Origin of the sequence: Ralstonia chuxiongensis, assembly GCF_024158925.1 — a bacterium.
Classification (GTDB): domain Bacteria; phylum Pseudomonadota; class Gammaproteobacteria; order Burkholderiales; family Burkholderiaceae; genus Ralstonia; species Ralstonia chuxiongensis.
Genome location: NZ_JAMYWC010000001.1, coordinates 48,729 through 66,573, shown reverse-complemented (window position 1 = coordinate 66,573; position 17,845 = coordinate 48,729). Strand labels below are relative to the sequence as shown.

Below are 17,845 nucleotides of genomic sequence, written 5' to 3'. Positions count from 1 at the left end.
GCCATGAGATTCGCCCGACCGAAAAACACCCGGCCGGGCGTACTGGCAACACAATTCAGCGCAGCGTGCCCGATGCGGTGGCCCGTGTGCTTGCGCTGCGCGAGGCCTCGATCAGCAGGATGATCATCAGGATGGTGCCGGCCAGCGCAAACACCGCATAGCCGATTTTGCTGCCTTCAATGGCGAACAGCGACGGTGAATAAGCCGCGCGCATTCTGGCCAGCGGCGGCGGGTTGGATGTTGAAGAAGCCGCAGGCCGCTGGCGCAACGGCGAGTGGGTCGACTTCGACCCGCTCAGCCCTGCCAAGCTCAACCCTAAGATTGCTCAGCGGGCCGCCTGACGGACGGCCTTTGCAGTTGCGGCTCAGACAGCGGTGCTGGTCGCCGTACCGCTTGGCTGCACTGGCACCGGACGCGCCTGTGTATCGTTGAGCATGGTCCACACGAGGATGGCCGCCACGATGTCGAACACGGCCAGCGCCACGAACAGCGGGTTGTAGCCGATGGTCGTTGCCAGCGTGCCGACCGCCAGCGAGAAGAGCATGCCACCCATGTAGCCCGACATGCCTGCCAGCCCCACGGCCGTGCCGACTTCATGCTTGCCGAACATATCGGACGTGAGCGTATAGAGCGCGCCAGAGAGCGTCTGGTGCGCAAAGCCACCCGCGCAAAACAGCGCAATCGCCGTGTAGGGGCTCGTCGCCAGACCAATGCAAGCCGGGCCGATCATGCACAGACAGCCCGTCACCATCACCAGCTTGCGAGACGTCACGAGCGATACCGAGAACCGCTTCTGGAACCACGGCGCCAGATAGCCGCCCAGCACGCACCCCACGTCCGCTGCCAGGAACGGCAGCCACGCAAACAGGGCAATCTCTTTCAGGTTCATATGGCGCTCGGTGGCCATATAAAGCGGAATCCAATAATTGAACGTCTGCCACGCCGGCTCCGACAGAAAGCGCGGGATGGCGATGCCCCAGAACCGGCGGCCACTGACGATCTTGCCCCATGAGGGCTTGGGCATGTTCGCGGTGTCGTCCGGCGTTTCCTGGCCTGCGCGAATGTAGTCACGCTCCTCTTCCGACAAGCGGTGATGTTTGGCCGGCACGCGATACAGCAGGAACCACAGCACGCTCCACACCAACCCGATCCCGCCAATCACGGCAAAGGCAAAGCGCCAGTCGCCATGCAAAATGCACCAGACCACCAGTGGAGGCGCCACCACCGCGCCCACGGACGAGCCGATGTTGAACCAGCCGGTTGCAATCGACCGCTCCTTAGCCGGGAACCACTCCGCCGTTGCCCGCAGCGCCGATGGGAAACCGGCCGCTTCCGTCATCCCCAGCATCGCCCGGAACGCCGCCAGCGACAGCCAGCTGCCCGCCGTACTGTGCAGCAGGCAGACCACCGACCACGCCGCTGCAAACAGCGCAAAACCCAGCTTGGTGCCGAGCACGTCCAGCACGTAGCCCGCCACCGGCTGCATCACCATGTACGCTGCCTGGAATGCCGCCACGATGTAGCCGTACTGCTGCGTGCTGATGTTCAGCACCTTGTTCACTTCGGGCGCCGCCACGGCCAGCGCATTGCGGGCCAGGTAGTTCATGATCAGGCCGCTGAGTACCAGGACGATGATCCACCAGCGCAAGCCTTTGATGGGTTTCATTTGTTGTCTCCTAAGAGCCCCGGTTTGTTCTTGTGTGCGGGGCGTATTGCAGGTTCAGAGGTGCAAGACGGGTTCCGGCAATCCGGTCACGCCCGGGCGCACTGCAAACGTGGCGCCCGAGAGCGGGTCGTCGCCGATCAGGATCGACGTAACGAACAGGGTATCCAGCCCAGGCCCGCCGAACGCGCACATGGCAGGTTTGGACGTGGGAATGGCGATGCTGCGATCGAGACAACCATCCGGCGTGAAGCGATGCACAAACCCCGCATCGTTACCGCAGATCCAGTAGCAGCCGTCGGCGTCCACCGCAGCGCCATCGGGGCGGCCCGGGTGCGCGTTCATATCGATGAAGACGCGGCGGTTGTGCGGCGTACCGCTGTCAACGTCGTAGTCGAAGGCCCAGATGGTCTGGCGGCTTGCATGCGAATCCGACAGATACATCGTCTTGCCATCGGGGCTGAAGGCCAAGCCGTTCGGCACGATCAGATCGTCGATGACGGCATCGACACACCCGGCGCGCGCAGCCTCCGCATCAAAGCGATACAGCTTGCCGAGCGGCAGACCTAGCGAGGTATCGAACACCATCGTGCCGGCCCACAAACGGCCCTGGCGGTCGCAGCGGCCGTCGTTGAAGCGCATGTCAGGGCGCGAGTGCGCCACGGTGGCGAGACACTGCAGCGGGCCAAGCTCGGCGCCGGCGCGGGGCTGTGGCGCGAGGAAGATGCCCGTCTCCATGGCCATCGCCCAACCGTTGGACGTCATTGCAATACAGCCGGCCATCTCGGGCAGCGCCCAGTTGTTGGTCTGGCCAGAGAAGAAGTTCCAACGCCACAGCCTGCGGCCCGGAATGTCCGTCCAGTACAGCGCTTGCTCGCCGGCGTGCCAGATGGGGCTTTCGCCCACACCGCATTGCATGCTGCCAATGCGCTCGACAGTCGGCTCTACATTCACTTGCATTGCGTCAGTCTCCGAACGGGCCGGCTTTGACAAACGCCCCGCCCTGGTACTGCGCAGCCGGGTCATCGGCGGGCAGCGGCGGTTGTGCTTCGACCTGTGCGCGGAAGACCTCGCTCGTCTCCGTAGGTGTGTAGCCAAGGTGCGCAGCGTGGCGGTTGTCCCACCAGCGGTCGCGGTTGTTCGACATGCCGTAGACGACGGTAAAGCCCACGCGTGGGACGAACAGCGCGCGGCGGATGAGCTGCTCCAGGTCGTCGTAGCCGAGCCAGGTGACAAGCATGCGGCGGTCCTTCGCTTCGGCAAACGAAGAGCCGATGCGGATGGCGACCGTCTCGATGCCATAGCGATCGAAATAGAAGCTGGCGAGCTGTTCGCCAAACACCTTGCTCAGACCGTAGTAGCCATCGGGCTTGGTGGGCGCAGTGCTGTCGATCACCTCGCCCTGCTTGTAGAAACCGATGGTGTGGTTCGAGCTGGCGAACACGATGCGGCGCACGCCATGACGACGCGCGGCTTCGTACAGGTTGTAGGTGCCTGCGATATTGGCCGGCAGGATCTCTTCAAACGGCCGCTCGACCGACACGCCGCCCAGATGCACGATCGCATCCGTGCCGGCGACAAGCGCATCAACGGCTTTCGCGTCAGCCAGGTCACACGGTGCGAGCTCCTCGCCGGTGCGCGCTTCGCCGAGATTTGATATATCAGACAAGCGCAAAAAATCGGCGTATTTGGGCAGCCGCTCGCGCAGCACCTTGCCAAGGTTGCCGCCTGCGCCAGTCAGCAGCAGGCGGTGGCAACGCGTGGTTACCCCCGCGAGCGGGTCGGGTTGAACGTGTACTTCAGTAGTCATATCAGGTCACCGGGGCGGGATTGAACAGAGCCAGCGCATTATGCAGGCCCAGCTTGTCGGCGCAAACTTCCTTGCGGCCGCTCGCCACGTCAAGAATCAGGTGGAACAGCTCCCAGCCGATGTCGGCAATGCTCGCTTCGCCCGTGGCGATGCGGCCAGCGTCGAGGTCGATCAGGTCGTGCCAGCGCTCGGACAGCGCCTTCCGCGTCGACACCTTGATGACCGGCGCCATGGCAAGCCCATACGGCGTGCCGCGGCCGGTGGTGAAGACCTGCAGGTTCATGCCAGAGGCCAGCTGCAACGTGCCGCAGACGAAATCGCTCGCGGGTGTCGCGGCAAAGATCAAGCCCTTGCGACGCACCTTCTCGCCCGGACCGAGCACGTCGACGATGGGCGTGCTGCCCGACTTGACGATCGAACCCAGCGCCTTCTCCACTACGTTCGACAGGCCGCCCTTCTTGTTGCCCGGCGACGGGTTGGCGCTGCGGTCGGTCTGGCCGCCGCTCAGGTAGTTGTCGTACCACGCCATCTCGCGCAGCAGCGCACGGCCGACGTCTTCATCGATGGCGCGCGGCGTGAGCAGGTGAATGGCATCACGCACCTCGGTCACTTCCGAGAACATCACGGTGCCGCCCGCGCGCACGATCAGGTCCGCCGCAAAGCCCACCGCCGGGTTGGCCGTCACGCCCGAAAACGCGTCGCTGCCGCCGCACTGCACCCCGACCACGAGGTCGGACGCGGGGCAGGTTTCGCGCTGGCGCTTGTTCAGGTGTTCCAAACGGCGCTCGGCCATCTCCATGATGGCGTCGGTCATGCCGATAAAGCCGTCGAAAGCTTCATCCTGCAGACGCAGCACCGGCGAATCTGCGGTGCCGGCAACTTCAATGGGAATGCGGCCACCCGGCGCGAGCCTTTCCGGCACGAGGCGTTCGGGCACGAGCTTTTCGCAGCCCAGGCCGATCACCATGATCTCGCCGCCAAAGTTCGGGTTGAGCGCCAGGTTTTGCAGCGTGCGAATCGGCACGATGGCGGCCGGCGCATTGATGGCGACGCCGCAGCCATACACGTGGTTCAGCGCCACCACATCGTCAACGTTCGGGAAGCGCGGCAGCAGCTCGCGCTTGATGCGGCCAACAACGTAATCCGTCACGCCGGCCACGCACTGCACGCTGGTCATGATGCCGAGCACGTTTTTCGTGCCGACCGTGCCGTCCGCGTTGCGATAGCCCTCAAAGGTGTAGCCCTCCAGTTTGGCGAGCTTGGGATCGGGGCGCGTGGCCAGCGGCAGCTCATCCAGCGCGGGAGCGGACGGCAGCTTCACGGCGTGCTCGTTGACCCAGCTACCGCGCGGCAGCGGCTTCACGGCATAGCCGATCACCTCGTTGTAGCGGATGATGGCGTCGCCTTCGGCCAGGTCGACCAGCGCCACCTTGTGGCCTTGCGGCACGCCTTCGACGAGCACGGTGCCATCGGCCAGTGCCGTGCCAGCCGGCAAGCCACGCGCATTGACGACGATGGCGACGTTGTCACCATCGTGCACGCGAATCGTCAGCGCCTTTTCAGTTGCGTTGCCGGCTTCAGGGGCCAGCGTCGGTTCAGACATCACAGACTCCGTGATTGATACAAACGGGTTTTGCTTCAACGTCCCAGGCTCGGACGTTTCGGGTCATACGTCCAGCCCGGCACGAGGTATTGCATGGCCATGGCGTCATCACGCGCGCCAGGGCCCAAAGTCTTGTACAGCGCATGGGCCGCCATGACGCGCTCCATGTCGATTTCGATACCGAGGCCCGGACGCTCCGGCACAGCCACATGGCCGCCCTGGATGCGCAGCGGCTCGCGCGTCAGGCGCTCCTCGGCTTCCTGCCAGATCCAGTGCGTATCGATGGCCGTGATGTTGCCCGGCGCGGCGGCGGCCACATGCGTGAACATCGCCAGCGACACGTCAAAGTGGTTGTTGGAGTGCGAGCCCCACGTCAGGCCCCACTCGTCGCACAACTGCGCGACGCGCACGGAGCCTTGCATGGTCCAGAAATGCGGATCGGCGAGCGGAATATCGACCGCGTGCAGTTGGACGGCGTGGCCCATCTGGCGCCAATCGGTGGCGATCATGTTGGTAGCTGTCGGGATGCCGGTGGCGCGCTTGAACTCGGCCATTACTTCACGGCCCGAGTAGCCGGCTTCGGGGCCGCACGGGTCTTCGGCGTAGGCAAGCAGATGCCCTTGGCCCTTGCACAGCGCAATCGCCTCGTTGAGCGACCATGCGCCATTCGGGTCCAGCGTCACACGGGCCTGCGGGAAGCGCGCCTTGATGGCGGCAATCGCTTCCATCTCATCGGCACCGGGCATCACACCGCCCTTGAGCTTGAAATCGGCAAAGCCGTAGCGCGCGGTGGCGGCTTCAGCCAAGCGCGCGATGGCGTCGGGCGTCATCGCGGCTTCGTGGCGCAAGCGCAGCCAGTCGTCGGCGCCCTTTGCGCCATCCAGGTACGGCAGGTCGGTCTTGCCACGGTCGCCAACGTAGAACAGATAGGCGAGCATCGGCGCGCTATCGCGCTGCTGGCCGGCGCCGAGCAGTTCGGCCACCGGCACCTCCAGAAACTGGCCAAGCAGATCGAGCAACGCGGCTTCCACCGCCGTGATGACGTTGTCCATGCGCAGGTTGATCTCGTGCGGCTGGCGTAGCACGGCGGCTTCCGAAGCCGAGGTCACCTGGTGCACCGTCGCCTGGTGCGCGGCATTGCCGCCACCCGCCAGCGCCCGGCGAATGCTGTTCAGTACGCCGTTGGTACGGCCGATCGATTGACCAATCACCAGCGGAATCACGCGTTCCAGCGCCTGACGGATGCCCTCCCCGCCCGGCACCTCGCCCACGCCGGTGCGCCCGGCGTTGTCCTTCAGGATGACGAGGTTGCGCGTAAAGAACGGAGCGTGCGCGCCGCACAGGTTCAGCAGCATGCTGTCGCGGCCCGCGACAGGGATCACCAGCATTTCCGTCACACGCGGTGTGTGGGTGCGCGCGCCAGATTCGATCGATTGCAACGTCACTTCCAAGGCTCCCGTGGCTTACAGCGGCTTGAGTTCCACACGCTTGATCTCGCCCACCATGAACAGGTAGCAGACGATCGCAACTGCAGCGTGGATACCGACGTACACCAGCGCACCGTTGAACGAACCCGTGGTGTTGACGATGTAGCCGATGGCGATGGGGGTTGTGATGCTCGACAGGTTGCCGAACGTGTTCATCAGCGCGCCCGACAAGCCGGCGATCTGCTTCGGTGCCGTATCCGAGTTCACAGCCCAGCCCAGCGCCCCGAGGCCCTTGCCAAAGAACGACAGCGCCATGACCGCCACCACGATGGCCTGCGCATCGACGTAGTTGCAGATCACCATGGTCATGGAGAGCAGCATGCCCAGCACGATCGGCACCTTGCGCGCCACCGACAGCGACGCACCACGGCGAAGCAGCGCGTCAGAAATGATCCCGCCCAGAATGCCACCCAGGAAGCCGCACACCGCGGGAATCGACGCGACGATGCCCGCCTTCAGGATCGACATGCCACGCGCCTGCACCAGATACACCGGGAACCACGTGATGAAGAAGTACGTGAGCGCATTGATGCAGTACTGCGCGATGTACACACCCATCAGCATGCGGTTCTGCAGGAGCTGCTTGACATAGCCGAGTTTCGGCCCTTCCGTCTTTGCCGCGCCGGCACGGTCCATGTTGACCAGGCCGCCGCCGGCTTCGATGTACTCGATTTCGGCGCGGTTCACACCCGGGTGGTCCTTCGGTTCGTGCACGAACGCCCTCCACACGACCGCCATGACGATACCGATCACGCCCATCACGATGAACACGTGATGCCAGCCGAACGCGTGCACCAGCCAGGCCATCAGCGGAGCAAACACCACCGTGGCGGCATACTGTGCGGAGTTGAAGATGGCCGCTGCAGTGCCGCGCTCATTGGCCGGAAACCACGCTGCCACGATACGGCTGTTCGCAGGGAAGGACGGCGCCTCTGCCGCGCCCACGAGGAAGCGCAGGAGAAACACCATAGCGATGGCTGTCGCGCCGGTAAAGAAGCCGATCGCACCCTGCGCCAGCGTGAACAGCGACCACAGCAGAATGCTGAACGTGTACACGCGCTTGGAACCGAAGCGGTCAAGCAACCAGCCGCCCGGAATCTGCGCAATCACATAGGCCCAGCCAAACGCCGAGAAGATATAGCCAAGCGACACGGCATCGATGCCGAGTTCCTTCTGCATGGCCGAGCCGGCAATGGAGATGGTCGCCCGATCGGCGTAATTGATGGTCGTCACGATAAACAGCATCGCGAGGATCACGAAACGCACGCGGCTCATGCGCTCAGCGCGCGGAACGGCCTGTGCTCCCACTGCAGGGGCTTTGATGTCCATCGTCTCCTCCTTAAGCCGGCACCCGTCGTGCCGGTCGGTTCAAGTTGCCGGGTCCTGTGCGGCCCGGCGTGTTGTTTTTGCTATTCGACTGTTACGGCTTCAGGCCCAGCTTCCATCCACCAAACGGCGCAGCTTGAGCGGATTGGCGTCTTGCAGGGCCTCGGGCAGCAGTTCGGCGGGCAGATCCTGGTAGCACACCGGGCGCAGGAAACGCTCGATGGCCGCCGTGCCAACCGAAGTCGTGCGTGCATCCGTGGTTGCCGGCCATGGGCCGCCGTGCACCATGGCGTGGCACACCTCGACGCCGGTCGGCCAGCCGTTGGCCAGAATGCGGCCCGCCTTGCGTTCCAGGATCGGCAGCAGCGAACGCGCGATGGCTGTGTCGCCCGCATCCAGATGGAGCGTGGCGGTCAACTGGCCTTCGAGCGATTCGGCCAGCGCGCGCAGCTCTTCTGCATCGCGGCAGCGCACGACCAGGCCGGTCGCGCCGAAGATCTCATCGTGCAGCGCCGGCTGCGCCTGGAAGCTCTTCGCATCGGTAATGTAGAAGCCGGCTTGCCCGCGGTTGGGTTGGTCGCTCTCTTGCCCGCGTGCGACGCAGCGCACGTTGGCCTCGGCAGCCAGCTTGTCGACGCCGCGCGTGTAGGCGGTGTGGATGCCCGCCGTGAGCATCGGCTGTGCAGCCACGTCGCCCATGGCAGCGGCAGCGGCAGCTTCAAAGGCATCCAGTTCCGGCCCGTCGATGGCGAGCAGCAGGCCCGGGTTCGTACAGAACTGGCCAGCGCCCATCGTGAGCGATGCCACGTATTGCTGGCCCAGCGCAGCAGCGCGCTTGGCCAGGGCATCGGGCAGTAGGAAGACGGGGTTGATGGCGCTCAGTTCGCCATACACCGGAATCGGCTGCGGACGTGCCTGCGCAATGCGCAACAGCGCCTGGCCGCCCGCACGCGAGCCGGTAAAGCCAACTGCCTGGATGCGCGGATCGGCCACCAGTGCGCCAGCCGCGTCGTTATCCGCCAGGATGAGCGAGAACACGCCCTCCGGCAGCCCGCACTGGGCAACCGCAGCTTGAATAGCGCGACCCACCAGTTCGGACGTACCCGGGTGCGCCGGATGCGCCTTCACGACCACCGGGCAACCTGCAGCCAGCGCCGACGCGGTATCACCACCCGCCACCGAGAACGCCAGCGGGAAGTTGCTCGCGCCGAACACCGCCACCGGGCCCAGTGCGATGCGGCGCATGCGCAGGTCCGAGCGCGGCAGCGGCTTGCGCTCCGGCAGGGCCGAATCCAGGCGCGCGCCCACGGCATCGCCGGCACGCACCACGCTTGCAAACAGGCGCAATTGGTTGCACGTGCGGCCACGCTCGCCTTCCAGGCGCGGACGCGGCAATGCCGATTCGGCCATCGCGCGTTCGATCAGCGCATCGCCCAGCGCTTCGATCTGGCTGGCGATGGCTTCCAGGAAGGCAGCACGGGTTTCCGGCGCGGTCTCGCGGTAAACGTCAAAAGCCGCGGCGGCCAGTTCAGCAGCTCGCGCGGCATCGGCCTTGGAGGCCAAGGTGAATTCGGGTTCGAGCCATTCCCCGGTGGCGGGGTTCATGGCGCGAACCTTGCCGACACCACCCGCTACGCGGGCAGCACCCAACAACAGTTCGCCGCTCAATTGCATATCGATTCCTTGTGTTTTCGGTTGCGCTCAGGCCGCCAGCTTTTCCACTTCGGCAATGCGCGACACCAACGCAGACAGTTCTGCCGTCTCGGCATCGGTCAGGTCGGTCAAAGGGGCACGGACCGGACCTGCATCACGACCGATAACCTTCATACCGGCCTTGACGATCGACACCGCATAGCCGCGCTTGCGATTGCGCAGCTGGATGTACGGCAGCACGAACTCGTTGAGCATCTTGTAGACCTTGGCATTGTCGAACGCTCGCACGGCGGCGTAGAACTCTAGCGCGAACTCCGGCACAAAGTTGAAGATGGCCGACGAATACGTCGACACACCCATCGTCAGGTACGGCAGAGCGAAGGTCTCGGCGGTCGGCAGGCCGCCAACGTAGGTGAAGCGGTCGCCCAGGCGGGCGTAGATGCGGGTCATCAGTTCCAGGTCGCCCACGCCGTCCTTGAAGCCGACAAGGTTCGGGCAGCGGTCTGCCAGGCGTTCGAGGTGGTTCTCGTCCAGGATCTGGTTGGCGCGGTTGTAGACGATCACGCCCAGCTTGGTCGATTTGCAGACCTGCTCCACGTGCGCGGCCACGCCGTCGGCGGAGGCTTCGGTCAGGTACGGCGGCAGCAACAGGATGCCGTCGGCGCCGGCAGCTTCAGCGGCCTTGCAGTATTCGATCGATTCGGCCGTGCCGCGGCCAGCCGGGGCAATCACCGGAATCTTGCCGCCGGTTTCCGCCACGGCAGCGCGCACCACGTGGTCGGTTTCAGCCGCGGTGAGCGAGAAGAATTCGCCCGTGCCACCGGCGGCAAACAGGCCGGCTGCATCGTGGCTGAACAGCCAGTTCAGGTTGGCGCGATACGCTGCCTCGTCGAACGACAGGTCCGACGCCTTGAAGTGCGTGACCGGAAAGGACAGCAGACCAGAGCCGATCTGTTGGGCGAATTCTTTGGGGCTGTATCGGGACATGTCTCGCTCGCGATGAATGCGTGTTGTTGATGAGCGAATTCTTGCACCCGCATCGATTCAAGTCCAAGCCAACTGCTGTCTCGATTAATACAAAACTTGTATTGATACAGGGTCTTCCCTAAGTCCCCGATTTCGATGCTGCAGCCGCACGTGACGGCGCGGCCGCGTCTGGTCAGTGGCGCGTCAAACTGCGCCCTCGGCCTCCACATAAAGGGCGTACAGGGAATGCGAACTGGCCATGTAAAGGCGGTTGTTCTTCGGCCCGCCGAAGGTCAGATTGGGGCAGCGTTCCGGCAGGTGGATGAAACCGATCGGCTTGCCGTGCGCGTTGAAAATCTTCACGCCGTCGTAGTCGGCCGAATTGATGCCCAGGCGCCCGTCCGAGCCCCAGCCGCACCAGAGATTGCCGTCCTTGTCGACGCGGAAACCATCGAGCGCGCCCGCGCCATTGGCGTCGATCAGCTTGGTCTTGTTGGACGCCGTGCCGTCGGGTGCGATGTCGTAGCTCCAGATGCTGCGCGACGGCGTGCCCTTCCACTCGACCACGTAGAGCTTCTTCTCGTCGGGCGAGAACGCCAGGCCGTTCGGGTTGACGAGGTCGGTGATGATCGCGCGGATGCTGCCGTTCGGGTCGATCCGGTAGACGTTGGTGGTGGCCTGCTCCGGCTGCGCCTTGAAGCCCTCCCAGTTGCCGTTGATGCCGAACGTGGGGTCCGTGAACCAGATGCTGTCGTCGGACTTGACCACGATGTCGTTGGGCGCGTTCAGCCGCTTGCCCTGGTATTGATCGGCCAGCACGGTAATGCTGCCGTTGAATTCGGTGCGCGTGATGCGGCGCGTCACGGAGTGCTCGCACGTGACGAGGCGCCCCTGCCGGTCGCGTGTATTGCCGTTGGCGTAGTTCGACGGCTCGCGGAACACGCTGAACGCACCATTCGTCTCGTCGTATTTCATGATGCGGTTGTTCGGGATATCGCTTACGAGCAGGTAGCGCCCGGCAGGAAAGTAGACGGGCCCTTCGGCCCAACGCATGCCCGTGGCAAGTTGCTCCACCGAACTGCTGTACAGGCGGTATTTCAGGAAGCTTGGATCAAGCACTTCTACCGCCACGTCGGGGTAACGCGCGTTCGGCTTGAACCCTTCGATCTTCTGCGCGGCGGCCAAGCCGCTGGCCGCTGCAAGCCCTGCGCCTGCCACGCTCCTGAGAAACCTGCGGCGGTCGACTTCCGCGCTTTCCATGGACATGCTTGTCTCCTGATGGTTGTTATTGGCCCTTCAAGCCGAAGGGGCGAGCCGATTCTTGCACCGGCGATCTTTCCCATTCAAGATAAGCACTGACTCAATCCATACAGGTTTTGAATCGATGTTTGAACTCAGCCAACTCCGCTGCTTTGTTGCCGTGGCCGAAGAGCTGCACTTTGGGCGCGCAGCGGAGCGCCTGCACATGACGCAGCCGCCGCTGTCACGCCAGGTCCGCCTGCTCGAACACCAGGTCGGCACAGAACTGCTGGAGCGCAACAGCCGCTCCGTCAAGCTGACCGCTGCGGGGCGCAGTTTTCTACCCGATGCGTCGCGCATCCTGCGCTTGGCGGACGAGGCGGCCGCCACGGCCCGGCGCGTGGCCACAGGTGCCGCAGGCCAGTTGGCGATTGGCTTTACCGCGTCGGTCGGCTACGGGAAGTTGCCTTCGCTGGTGAGCGCCGTGCGGGCGGCTTCACCCGGCGTGCGATTGACGCTCAAAGAAATGGTGAGCGGCGCGCAACTCTCTGCGCTGGATGCGCGCGAAATCGACGTCGGCCTGCTGCGCCCGCCGGTGGAGCACGGCGAGCTGATTGCCGTGCCGTGCTCGCAGGAAGCGCTCGTGATCGCGCTGCCCGAGGCGGTTGCCGACAGCTGGCCGCAACGCCCTAGCCTGCGCGACTGCGAGGGGCAGCCGCTGCTCATGTATTCGCCATATGAGGCGCGCTATTTCCACCAAATGGTGAGCAGCCTGTTTGAGCGTGCGGAGGTACTGCCCGACATCGTTGAATACGTCAGCCAGATCCACTCGATGCTGGCGCTGGTGCGTGCCGGCATTGGCGTAGCGCTCATTCCCGCGGCGGCGGCCATGCTGCACTTCGAGGGCGTCGTCTACCGCCCGGTGCGCACCACGCCCGCCACGCCGGTTGAACTCTGGATGGCCTATCGGAAAGACAACGACAACCCGGTGTTCAACCTGCTCAAGACGGTGCTGCACAACTCGCTTGCCGAGGGGCACTGAACTCACGCGGCACTGCACTTGCTGAGCCATGGCGATCCCGACCAGGAGACCGCCATGCCGCAAACACGCCAGAACATTCGACGCTCCGCCATATGGTCTGCCGCGGTTGCCATCGGTTTGACCGTGGTTGCGCTGCCGCACCCCGCCCACGGCAAGCTGCCACCGCCCACGCCGGCCGAACAAGCCGCCGCTGCCCAGAAGGCCGAGACGGAGCGCGCCCAGAAAGCGCAGGAGCAGGCCCAACTGACCACAGTGCAGGACCGCTTGGCGGCACGCTTTGGCAAGGGTGGCAACAACGCCCCAGACGCCACCACTCCGACCTCTAATCTGCCCAAGAACGTCGCGGAAGCGCCCGGTACCGCTGGCCCGCATGGCGGTTCACGCCCCAGTGCGGAATCCCATTCGGGCAACGCCCGCTAAGCCCCAAGCGGAAGCCTGCGCGTCAAAGGCGGAAGCCGCCGCAGGCAGCAATACGGCCTCCACCTTGACCATGCATCGATCGACCCATTGATCAGCATCGACGTGATCGCGACGTGCTGTGCAGCCGAATCCACGCTCTGCACGACAACTCCGGGCTGCTCCCCGTCAGCCGCACGGCACCTGGGGTTTCAGTAGACGCCTCCGCCCAAGTCCAGCAAGATGCGCAAAACCCCACATCAGGAACTTGCCGATGAGCACGCCTGCCCGCGCTGCCGTTTCCGCTGCGGCATCCGCACAAACCCAGTCCACGGTGCCGCTGCGTGATTTCGTGACCTCTCTGTCGCGCTTGCTGGATCAGCAGCCGACTGAAGCCGAGATCCTCGAGCGCGCCGGCGCCCTGCTCGGCGCACTCGTCGCCCGCGACGACTGGCTGCCAGCTGAATACGCGCAGCCGCACCCCGAGCACTTCCAGCAGTTCCTGCTGCATGCAGATTCGGGCGAGCGCTTTTCCATCGTCAGCTTTGTCTGGGGCCCTGGCCAGCGCACGCCCATTCACGATCACACCACGTGGGGCCTGATCGGCATGCTGCGCGGCGCGGAATACTCGCAACCGTTCAAGCTCGACGCGCAGGGCAAACCCAAACCGGATGGCCCCGCCATCCGCCTGGAGCCCGGCGCTGTGGAGCGCGTTTCCCCGCGCATTGGCGACATCCACCGTGTGCACAACGCCTTTGACGATCGCACGTCGATCAGCATCCACGTGTATGGCGGCAACATCGGCGGCATCCACCGCTCCGTCTATATGGAAGACGGCGAGCGCAAGCCTTTCGTCTCCGGCTATTCGAATACCCATCTGCCCAATCTCTGGGATCGCTCCAAGGACACGCCCACATCATGAGCAGCCCTATCGACGCCATTGAATCGCCGGTCGCTGCGCCGCTGGCCGAAACCCACGTCCCGACGCTCGCGTATGCCGACGTGCGCGCTGCCCTGCTGGCTCGCAAGGAGATCGCGCTGCTCGACGTCCGCGAGGAAGACCCGTACGCGCAAGCGCACCCGCTGTGGGCGGCCAACCTGCCGCTCTCGCGGCTGGAGCTGGAAGCGTGGTCGCGCATTCCGCGCCGCGATACATTGATCGTGTTGTATGGCGTGCACGATGGCGTGGACCTCGCCCCGCGCGCGGCCGCCAAGCTGGCTGAACTCGGCTATACGCGCGTGTACCTGCTCGAAGGCGGCCTCGATGGCTGGCGCGCCGCCGGCGGCGAGGTGTTCCAAGACGTGAACGTGCCCAGCAAGGCCTTTGGCGAATACGTGGAGGCGCACCGCCATACGCCGTCGTTCAGTGCGCAGGAGGTCAAGGCGCTGCTCGATGCCAAGCGCGACGTGGTCATCGTCGATGCCCGCCGCTATGAAGAGTTTCAAACCATGAGCATCCCTACGGCGACGAGCGTGCCGGGAGCCGAGCTGGTGTTGCGCATCCGCGAGCTGGCGCCGGACTCGAGCACGCAGGTCATCGTCAATTGCGCCGGGCGCACGCGCAGCATCATCGGCACGCAATCGCTCGTGAATGCCGGCATTCCCAACCCGGTGGCGGCACTGCGCAACGGCACCATCGGCTGGCTGCTGGCTGATCAGATGCTGGACCATGGCGCCAGCCGCCGGCACCCGCTGGACGTGTCTGCCAACACGCGCGCGCAAGCGCAAGCCGATGCGCGCGCCGTGGCCGAACGCGCCAACGTCCCGCGCATTGCGCTGGCTGACGTCGCCAAACTGGAGGCGCCGGACCGCACGCTCTACAAGCTCGACGTGCGCACGCCCGAGGAATACGCCGCCGGCCACCTGCCCGGCTTTGCCAGCGCGCCCGGCGGACAGCTTGTGCAGGAAACCGATCACACAGCAGCAGTGCGCGGCGCCCGCATCGTCCTGGCCGATGACGACGGCGTGCGCGCCGACATGTCCGCCTCGTGGCTCGCACAAATGGGCTGGGAGGTCTATGTCGTCGATCCGGTTAATGCCAGCGACCGCAACGTCACCGGCGCGTGGCAGACACCGGCCCCGCAACCACCCGCCGTGCGCACAGTTGACGCCCGCACTCTGGCCGGCTGGCTGGAAGCGGGCGACACAGCCGTCATCGACGTCACACGCAGCGCCAACTACGTTGCACGGCATATTCCGGGCGCGTGGTTTGCCGTGCGCTCAAACCTGCCCGCCGCGCTCGCGCGCATCCCGACAGCACGCCGCTACGTGCTGACCTGTGGCTCCAGCCAGCTCGCCCGCTTTGCCGCCGCCGACCTTGCCGAGCTGACGCAAGCCGAGGTGTGGGTCCTCGACGGCGGCACCGCAGCATGGGTGGCGGCCGGCCTGCCCGTAGAAACCGGCGAGACCCACCTGGCCTCAGCCCGCATCGACCGCTACCGCCGCCCGTATGAAGGCACGAGCGCCCCGCGCACCGCGATGCAGGCCTATCTCGATTGGGAGTTCGGGCTGGTGGAGCAATTACGGCGGGATGGTACGCACGGGTTTCGGGTGATCTGACCCGCCTTCGAGGTTCGGAACGTGAGGCTTGGCGTTTTGAACTCGACACTCCGGGTTCCAATACTCCGCGCTTGCGGTTCCGAACTGCACCGTTGGCGTTCGGGACCTGACGGGTAGCGTTCAGAACCTCGATATCTCGTAGTTCGAACGCCGACGTTGCGGTTCTGAACGCCATGCATGAGGTTCAAAACTCGGCACGCCGGGTTCATAATCCCCGATCACGAGGTTCGGAACCCGGCGGTTGGGGTCTCAAACCCCGCATACGCCTCAGCTCACTTGCTTGCTAACACCGCTCACAACGAGCGATAACAAAACTCGTTTTGCGCGTCAGCTTGCCTTGAGTAGCATCGGGACTTCCTCGCAGAGGTTCCCTCATGTCCCCCTTCATCGCCCTGTGCCTGCTCATCACCTACGTGGTGTGGGGCACAACGTATCTCGCCATCCGCTTTGCGCTGACCGATCTGCCGCCCTTCCTGATGATGGGCTCGCGCTTTCTGGCCGCCGCGTTGCTGCTCGCTCCGCTGGTCATCCTGCGCCAACGCGGGAAACCGGAAGATCGGCCGACTGCGCGCCAGGTCCGCAACTGCGCGCTCATCGGTGCGTTCATGCTGGTGGGTGGCATGGGCATGACGGCGGTGGCCGAGCAGACCATCTCGTCGGGTGCCACCACGGTGATGATCGCGTCGATGCCGCTGTTCTCCACGCTGTGGACGTTGCTGGCCGGCGGCCGCCTGCGTGCGTATGAGATTGGCGCCATTGCGCTGGGCAGCATCGGGATTGCGGTGCTGTTTCGCGGGGCGGAGTTCCAGGCCAGCACGGTCGGCGTGCTGGCACTGACCATCGCCATTGCTTCGTGGTCATTCGGCTCGCAGCTCTCCAAGCGGATCGACATGCCCAAGGGCATGATGGCGTTCGTACTGGAGATGGCTTTTGGCGGCGTGGCGCTGGTGCTGCTCAGCCTGATCACCGGCGAAGCGTGGCCGAAGCACATCGGCATGCATGCCGCGCTTGCATGGGGCTACCTTGTGGTGTTCGGCTCGGCCATTGCATTCACGGCTTACATGGCGCTGGTCGAGCGCGTGTCCACCGTCATGGCGACAAGCTATGTGTATGTGAACCCGCCGATCGCCCTGCTGATGGGCGCATGGCTGGCCGATGAAGTGGTCGCGCCGCAGACGCTGGGCGCCACGGGCATCATCCTGGCAGCGGTGGTAGTGCTGACGGCCGGGGCTACGCGGGCGGCGCGGCGGGCGGCGGCTTGAACGCCCCCAATGGCCACTCAGCAAAAAGCCCGCGCATTGACGGGCTTTTCTTTTGGCGCGATCAAGCCGTCTTGATTTCAGTCAGCAGATCGGGGTGGTGATCCAGAAGCTTCAAGAGTTTCACCAGCGCCAGAGACGGTTTCGTCTTACCGGTTTCATAGCGCGAGAACGCATTGACGCCGCCACCAAAAATCTCGGCGGCCTCACGTTGGTCAAGATTCAGCTTGCGACGCACAGCCGCGATGTAGGCGGGGTCAACGTAGGCCGAATTCACCTGACGCTGAAAGGCGGATACCAGTTCGCCATATCGGTCGCCCTGCCCCCGTTCGAGCACGATTTCATCGCATGCCGGGCAGAAATCTCCCGTCACGGAGGGGATGACAGTGGTTTCGCCTTTGTAGGCGTACGGCACATCGCGCGTGTCATGAATCAACTCGGCAGCACCACAGCTCGGGCATTTCACGATCAAAGCTCCTTGAAGGAAACGATCAGCACGTCATCAACGACGGTCAGCTTCAGGTAGATGTCTTGGTCGCTCGCCTTGGCGTGATAGACGTCTTGCCACACGCGGTGGTCGGCATGCGTTGTCATGCTCTTGTAAAAGCAGTGCGGCGTAAGCGTCATGACGACTGCGCACATACCCGCCAAATTCGTGATACCGAGTTCGAGCGCACCCTCGTATGCGCTGCGTGTCGCGCGCACGCTGCCGGATCGGATCAGTTCGCGAACGAGCGACAGTTTGGCATGTGGCGTACGTTTTTCCATGCACGCCAAATTGACCTAGTTGGTTATTATACCAAATAGGTCAATTCTGAAAGCTCGGCTTTCTGCGGGAGGAA

17 protein-coding genes are annotated in these 17,845 nt (G+C 64.4%); 5 read left to right on the top strand and 12 right to left on the bottom strand.

Annotated features, from left to right (window positions below; translation table 11 throughout):
• Nucleotides 1-55 precede the first annotated feature (55 nt).
• From NKG59_RS00310 to NKG59_RS00265, 10 genes are all read right to left on the bottom strand, one after another.
• Nucleotides 56-214 carry a hypothetical protein gene (locus NKG59_RS00310; RefSeq protein WP_156158377.1) on the bottom strand — a complete coding sequence of 53 codons (159 nt, stop codon included), beginning with the start codon at nt 212-214 and terminating at the stop codon, nt 56-58.
• A gap of 150 nt (nt 215-364) precedes the next feature.
• Nucleotides 365-1,666, bottom strand: a complete 1,302-nt coding sequence (locus NKG59_RS00305) for an MFS transporter (RefSeq protein ID WP_253534232.1) — start codon at nt 1,664-1,666, stop codon at nt 365-367.
• 54 nt (nt 1,667-1,720) lie between these two features.
• The gene (locus NKG59_RS00300; protein ID WP_253534230.1) at nt 1,721-2,623 is read right to left on the bottom strand and encodes an SMP-30/gluconolactonase/LRE family protein; all 903 of its coding nucleotides are present in this window, start codon (nt 2,621-2,623) and stop codon (nt 1,721-1,723) included.
• 4 nt (nt 2,624-2,627) lie between these two features.
• On the bottom strand, nt 2,628-3,473 hold the full coding sequence (locus NKG59_RS00295) for an NAD-dependent epimerase/dehydratase family protein (protein WP_253534228.1): 846 nt from the start codon (nt 3,471-3,473) through the stop codon (nt 2,628-2,630).
• A gap of 1 nt (nt 3,474) precedes the next feature.
• On the bottom strand, nt 3,475-5,076 hold the full coding sequence (garD, locus tag NKG59_RS00290; protein ID WP_045203987.1) for a galactarate dehydratase: 1,602 nt from the start codon (nt 5,074-5,076) through the stop codon (nt 3,475-3,477).
• A gap of 35 nt (nt 5,077-5,111) precedes the next feature.
• Nucleotides 5,112-6,521, bottom strand: coding sequence for an enolase C-terminal domain-like protein (locus NKG59_RS00285; RefSeq protein WP_045204059.1), 1,410 nt, complete (start codon nt 6,519-6,521; stop codon nt 5,112-5,114).
• 18 nt (nt 6,522-6,539) lie between these two features.
• On the bottom strand, nt 6,540-7,892 hold the full coding sequence (locus NKG59_RS00280; RefSeq protein WP_045203988.1) for an MFS transporter: 1,353 nt from the start codon (nt 7,890-7,892) through the stop codon (nt 6,540-6,542).
• Between the two features lie 99 nt (nt 7,893-7,991).
• Nucleotides 7,992-9,563: an aldehyde dehydrogenase (NADP(+)) gene (locus NKG59_RS00275; RefSeq protein WP_253534226.1), complete on the bottom strand. Its 1,572-nt coding sequence runs from the start codon at nt 9,561-9,563 to the stop codon at nt 7,992-7,994.
• Nucleotides 9,564-9,590: 27 nt separating this feature from the next.
• Nucleotides 9,591-10,529 carry a 5-dehydro-4-deoxyglucarate dehydratase gene (kdgD, locus tag NKG59_RS00270; RefSeq protein WP_253534224.1) on the bottom strand — a complete coding sequence of 313 codons (939 nt, stop codon included), beginning with the start codon at nt 10,527-10,529 and terminating at the stop codon, nt 9,591-9,593.
• 183 nt (nt 10,530-10,712) lie between these two features.
• Nucleotides 10,713-11,774 carry an SMP-30/gluconolactonase/LRE family protein gene (locus tag NKG59_RS00265; RefSeq protein ID WP_239498063.1) on the bottom strand — a complete coding sequence of 354 codons (1,062 nt, stop codon included), beginning with the start codon at nt 11,772-11,774 and terminating at the stop codon, nt 10,713-10,715.
• A 118-nt stretch (nt 11,775-11,892) separates the two neighbouring features.
• On the opposite strand from NKG59_RS00265, the gene NKG59_RS00260 reads away from it, so the two are divergent.
• The 5 genes from NKG59_RS00260 to NKG59_RS00240 all read left to right on the top strand — a co-directional run bounded on the left by NKG59_RS00260 (nt 11,893) and on the right by NKG59_RS00240 (nt 17,006).
• Nucleotides 11,893-12,789 carry a LysR family transcriptional regulator gene (locus NKG59_RS00260; RefSeq protein WP_253534222.1) on the top strand — a complete coding sequence of 299 codons (897 nt, stop codon included), beginning with the start codon at nt 11,893-11,895 and terminating at the stop codon, nt 12,787-12,789.
• Between the two features lie 54 nt (nt 12,790-12,843).
• Complete coding sequence (locus tag NKG59_RS00255; protein ID WP_253534220.1) at nt 12,844-13,209, top strand: hypothetical protein; 366 nt, start codon at nt 12,844-12,846, stop codon at nt 13,207-13,209.
• 250 nt (nt 13,210-13,459) lie between these two features.
• Entirely contained in the window at nt 13,460-14,107 is a 648-nt protein-coding gene (locus tag NKG59_RS00250) for a cysteine dioxygenase family protein (protein WP_253534218.1), read from the top strand.
• Complete coding sequence (locus tag NKG59_RS00245) at nt 14,104-15,744, top strand: rhodanese-related sulfurtransferase (protein ID WP_253534216.1); 1,641 nt, start codon at nt 14,104-14,106, stop codon at nt 15,742-15,744. Before NKG59_RS00250 ends, NKG59_RS00245 begins: the two co-directional genes overlap by 4 nt.
• Nucleotides 15,745-16,118: 374 nt before the next feature.
• Nucleotides 16,119-17,006 (top strand): EamA family transporter, encoded by an 888-nt coding sequence (locus NKG59_RS00240; protein ID WP_253534214.1) that lies wholly within the window; start codon nt 16,119-16,121, stop codon nt 17,004-17,006.
• A 61-nt stretch (nt 17,007-17,067) separates the two neighbouring features.
• Here the strand turns inward: NKG59_RS00240 and NKG59_RS00235 are convergent, their stop codons facing one another.
• Entirely contained in the window at nt 17,068-17,469 is a 402-nt protein-coding gene (locus tag NKG59_RS00235; protein ID WP_045204060.1) for a type II toxin-antitoxin system MqsA family antitoxin, read from the bottom strand.
• Nucleotides 17,470-17,471: 2 nt separating this feature from the next.
• A complete protein-coding gene (locus NKG59_RS00230; RefSeq protein WP_045203996.1) occupies nt 17,472-17,771 on the bottom strand; it encodes a type II toxin-antitoxin system MqsR family toxin in 300 nt (99 codons plus the stop codon).
• Nucleotides 17,772-17,845 lie beyond the last annotated feature (74 nt).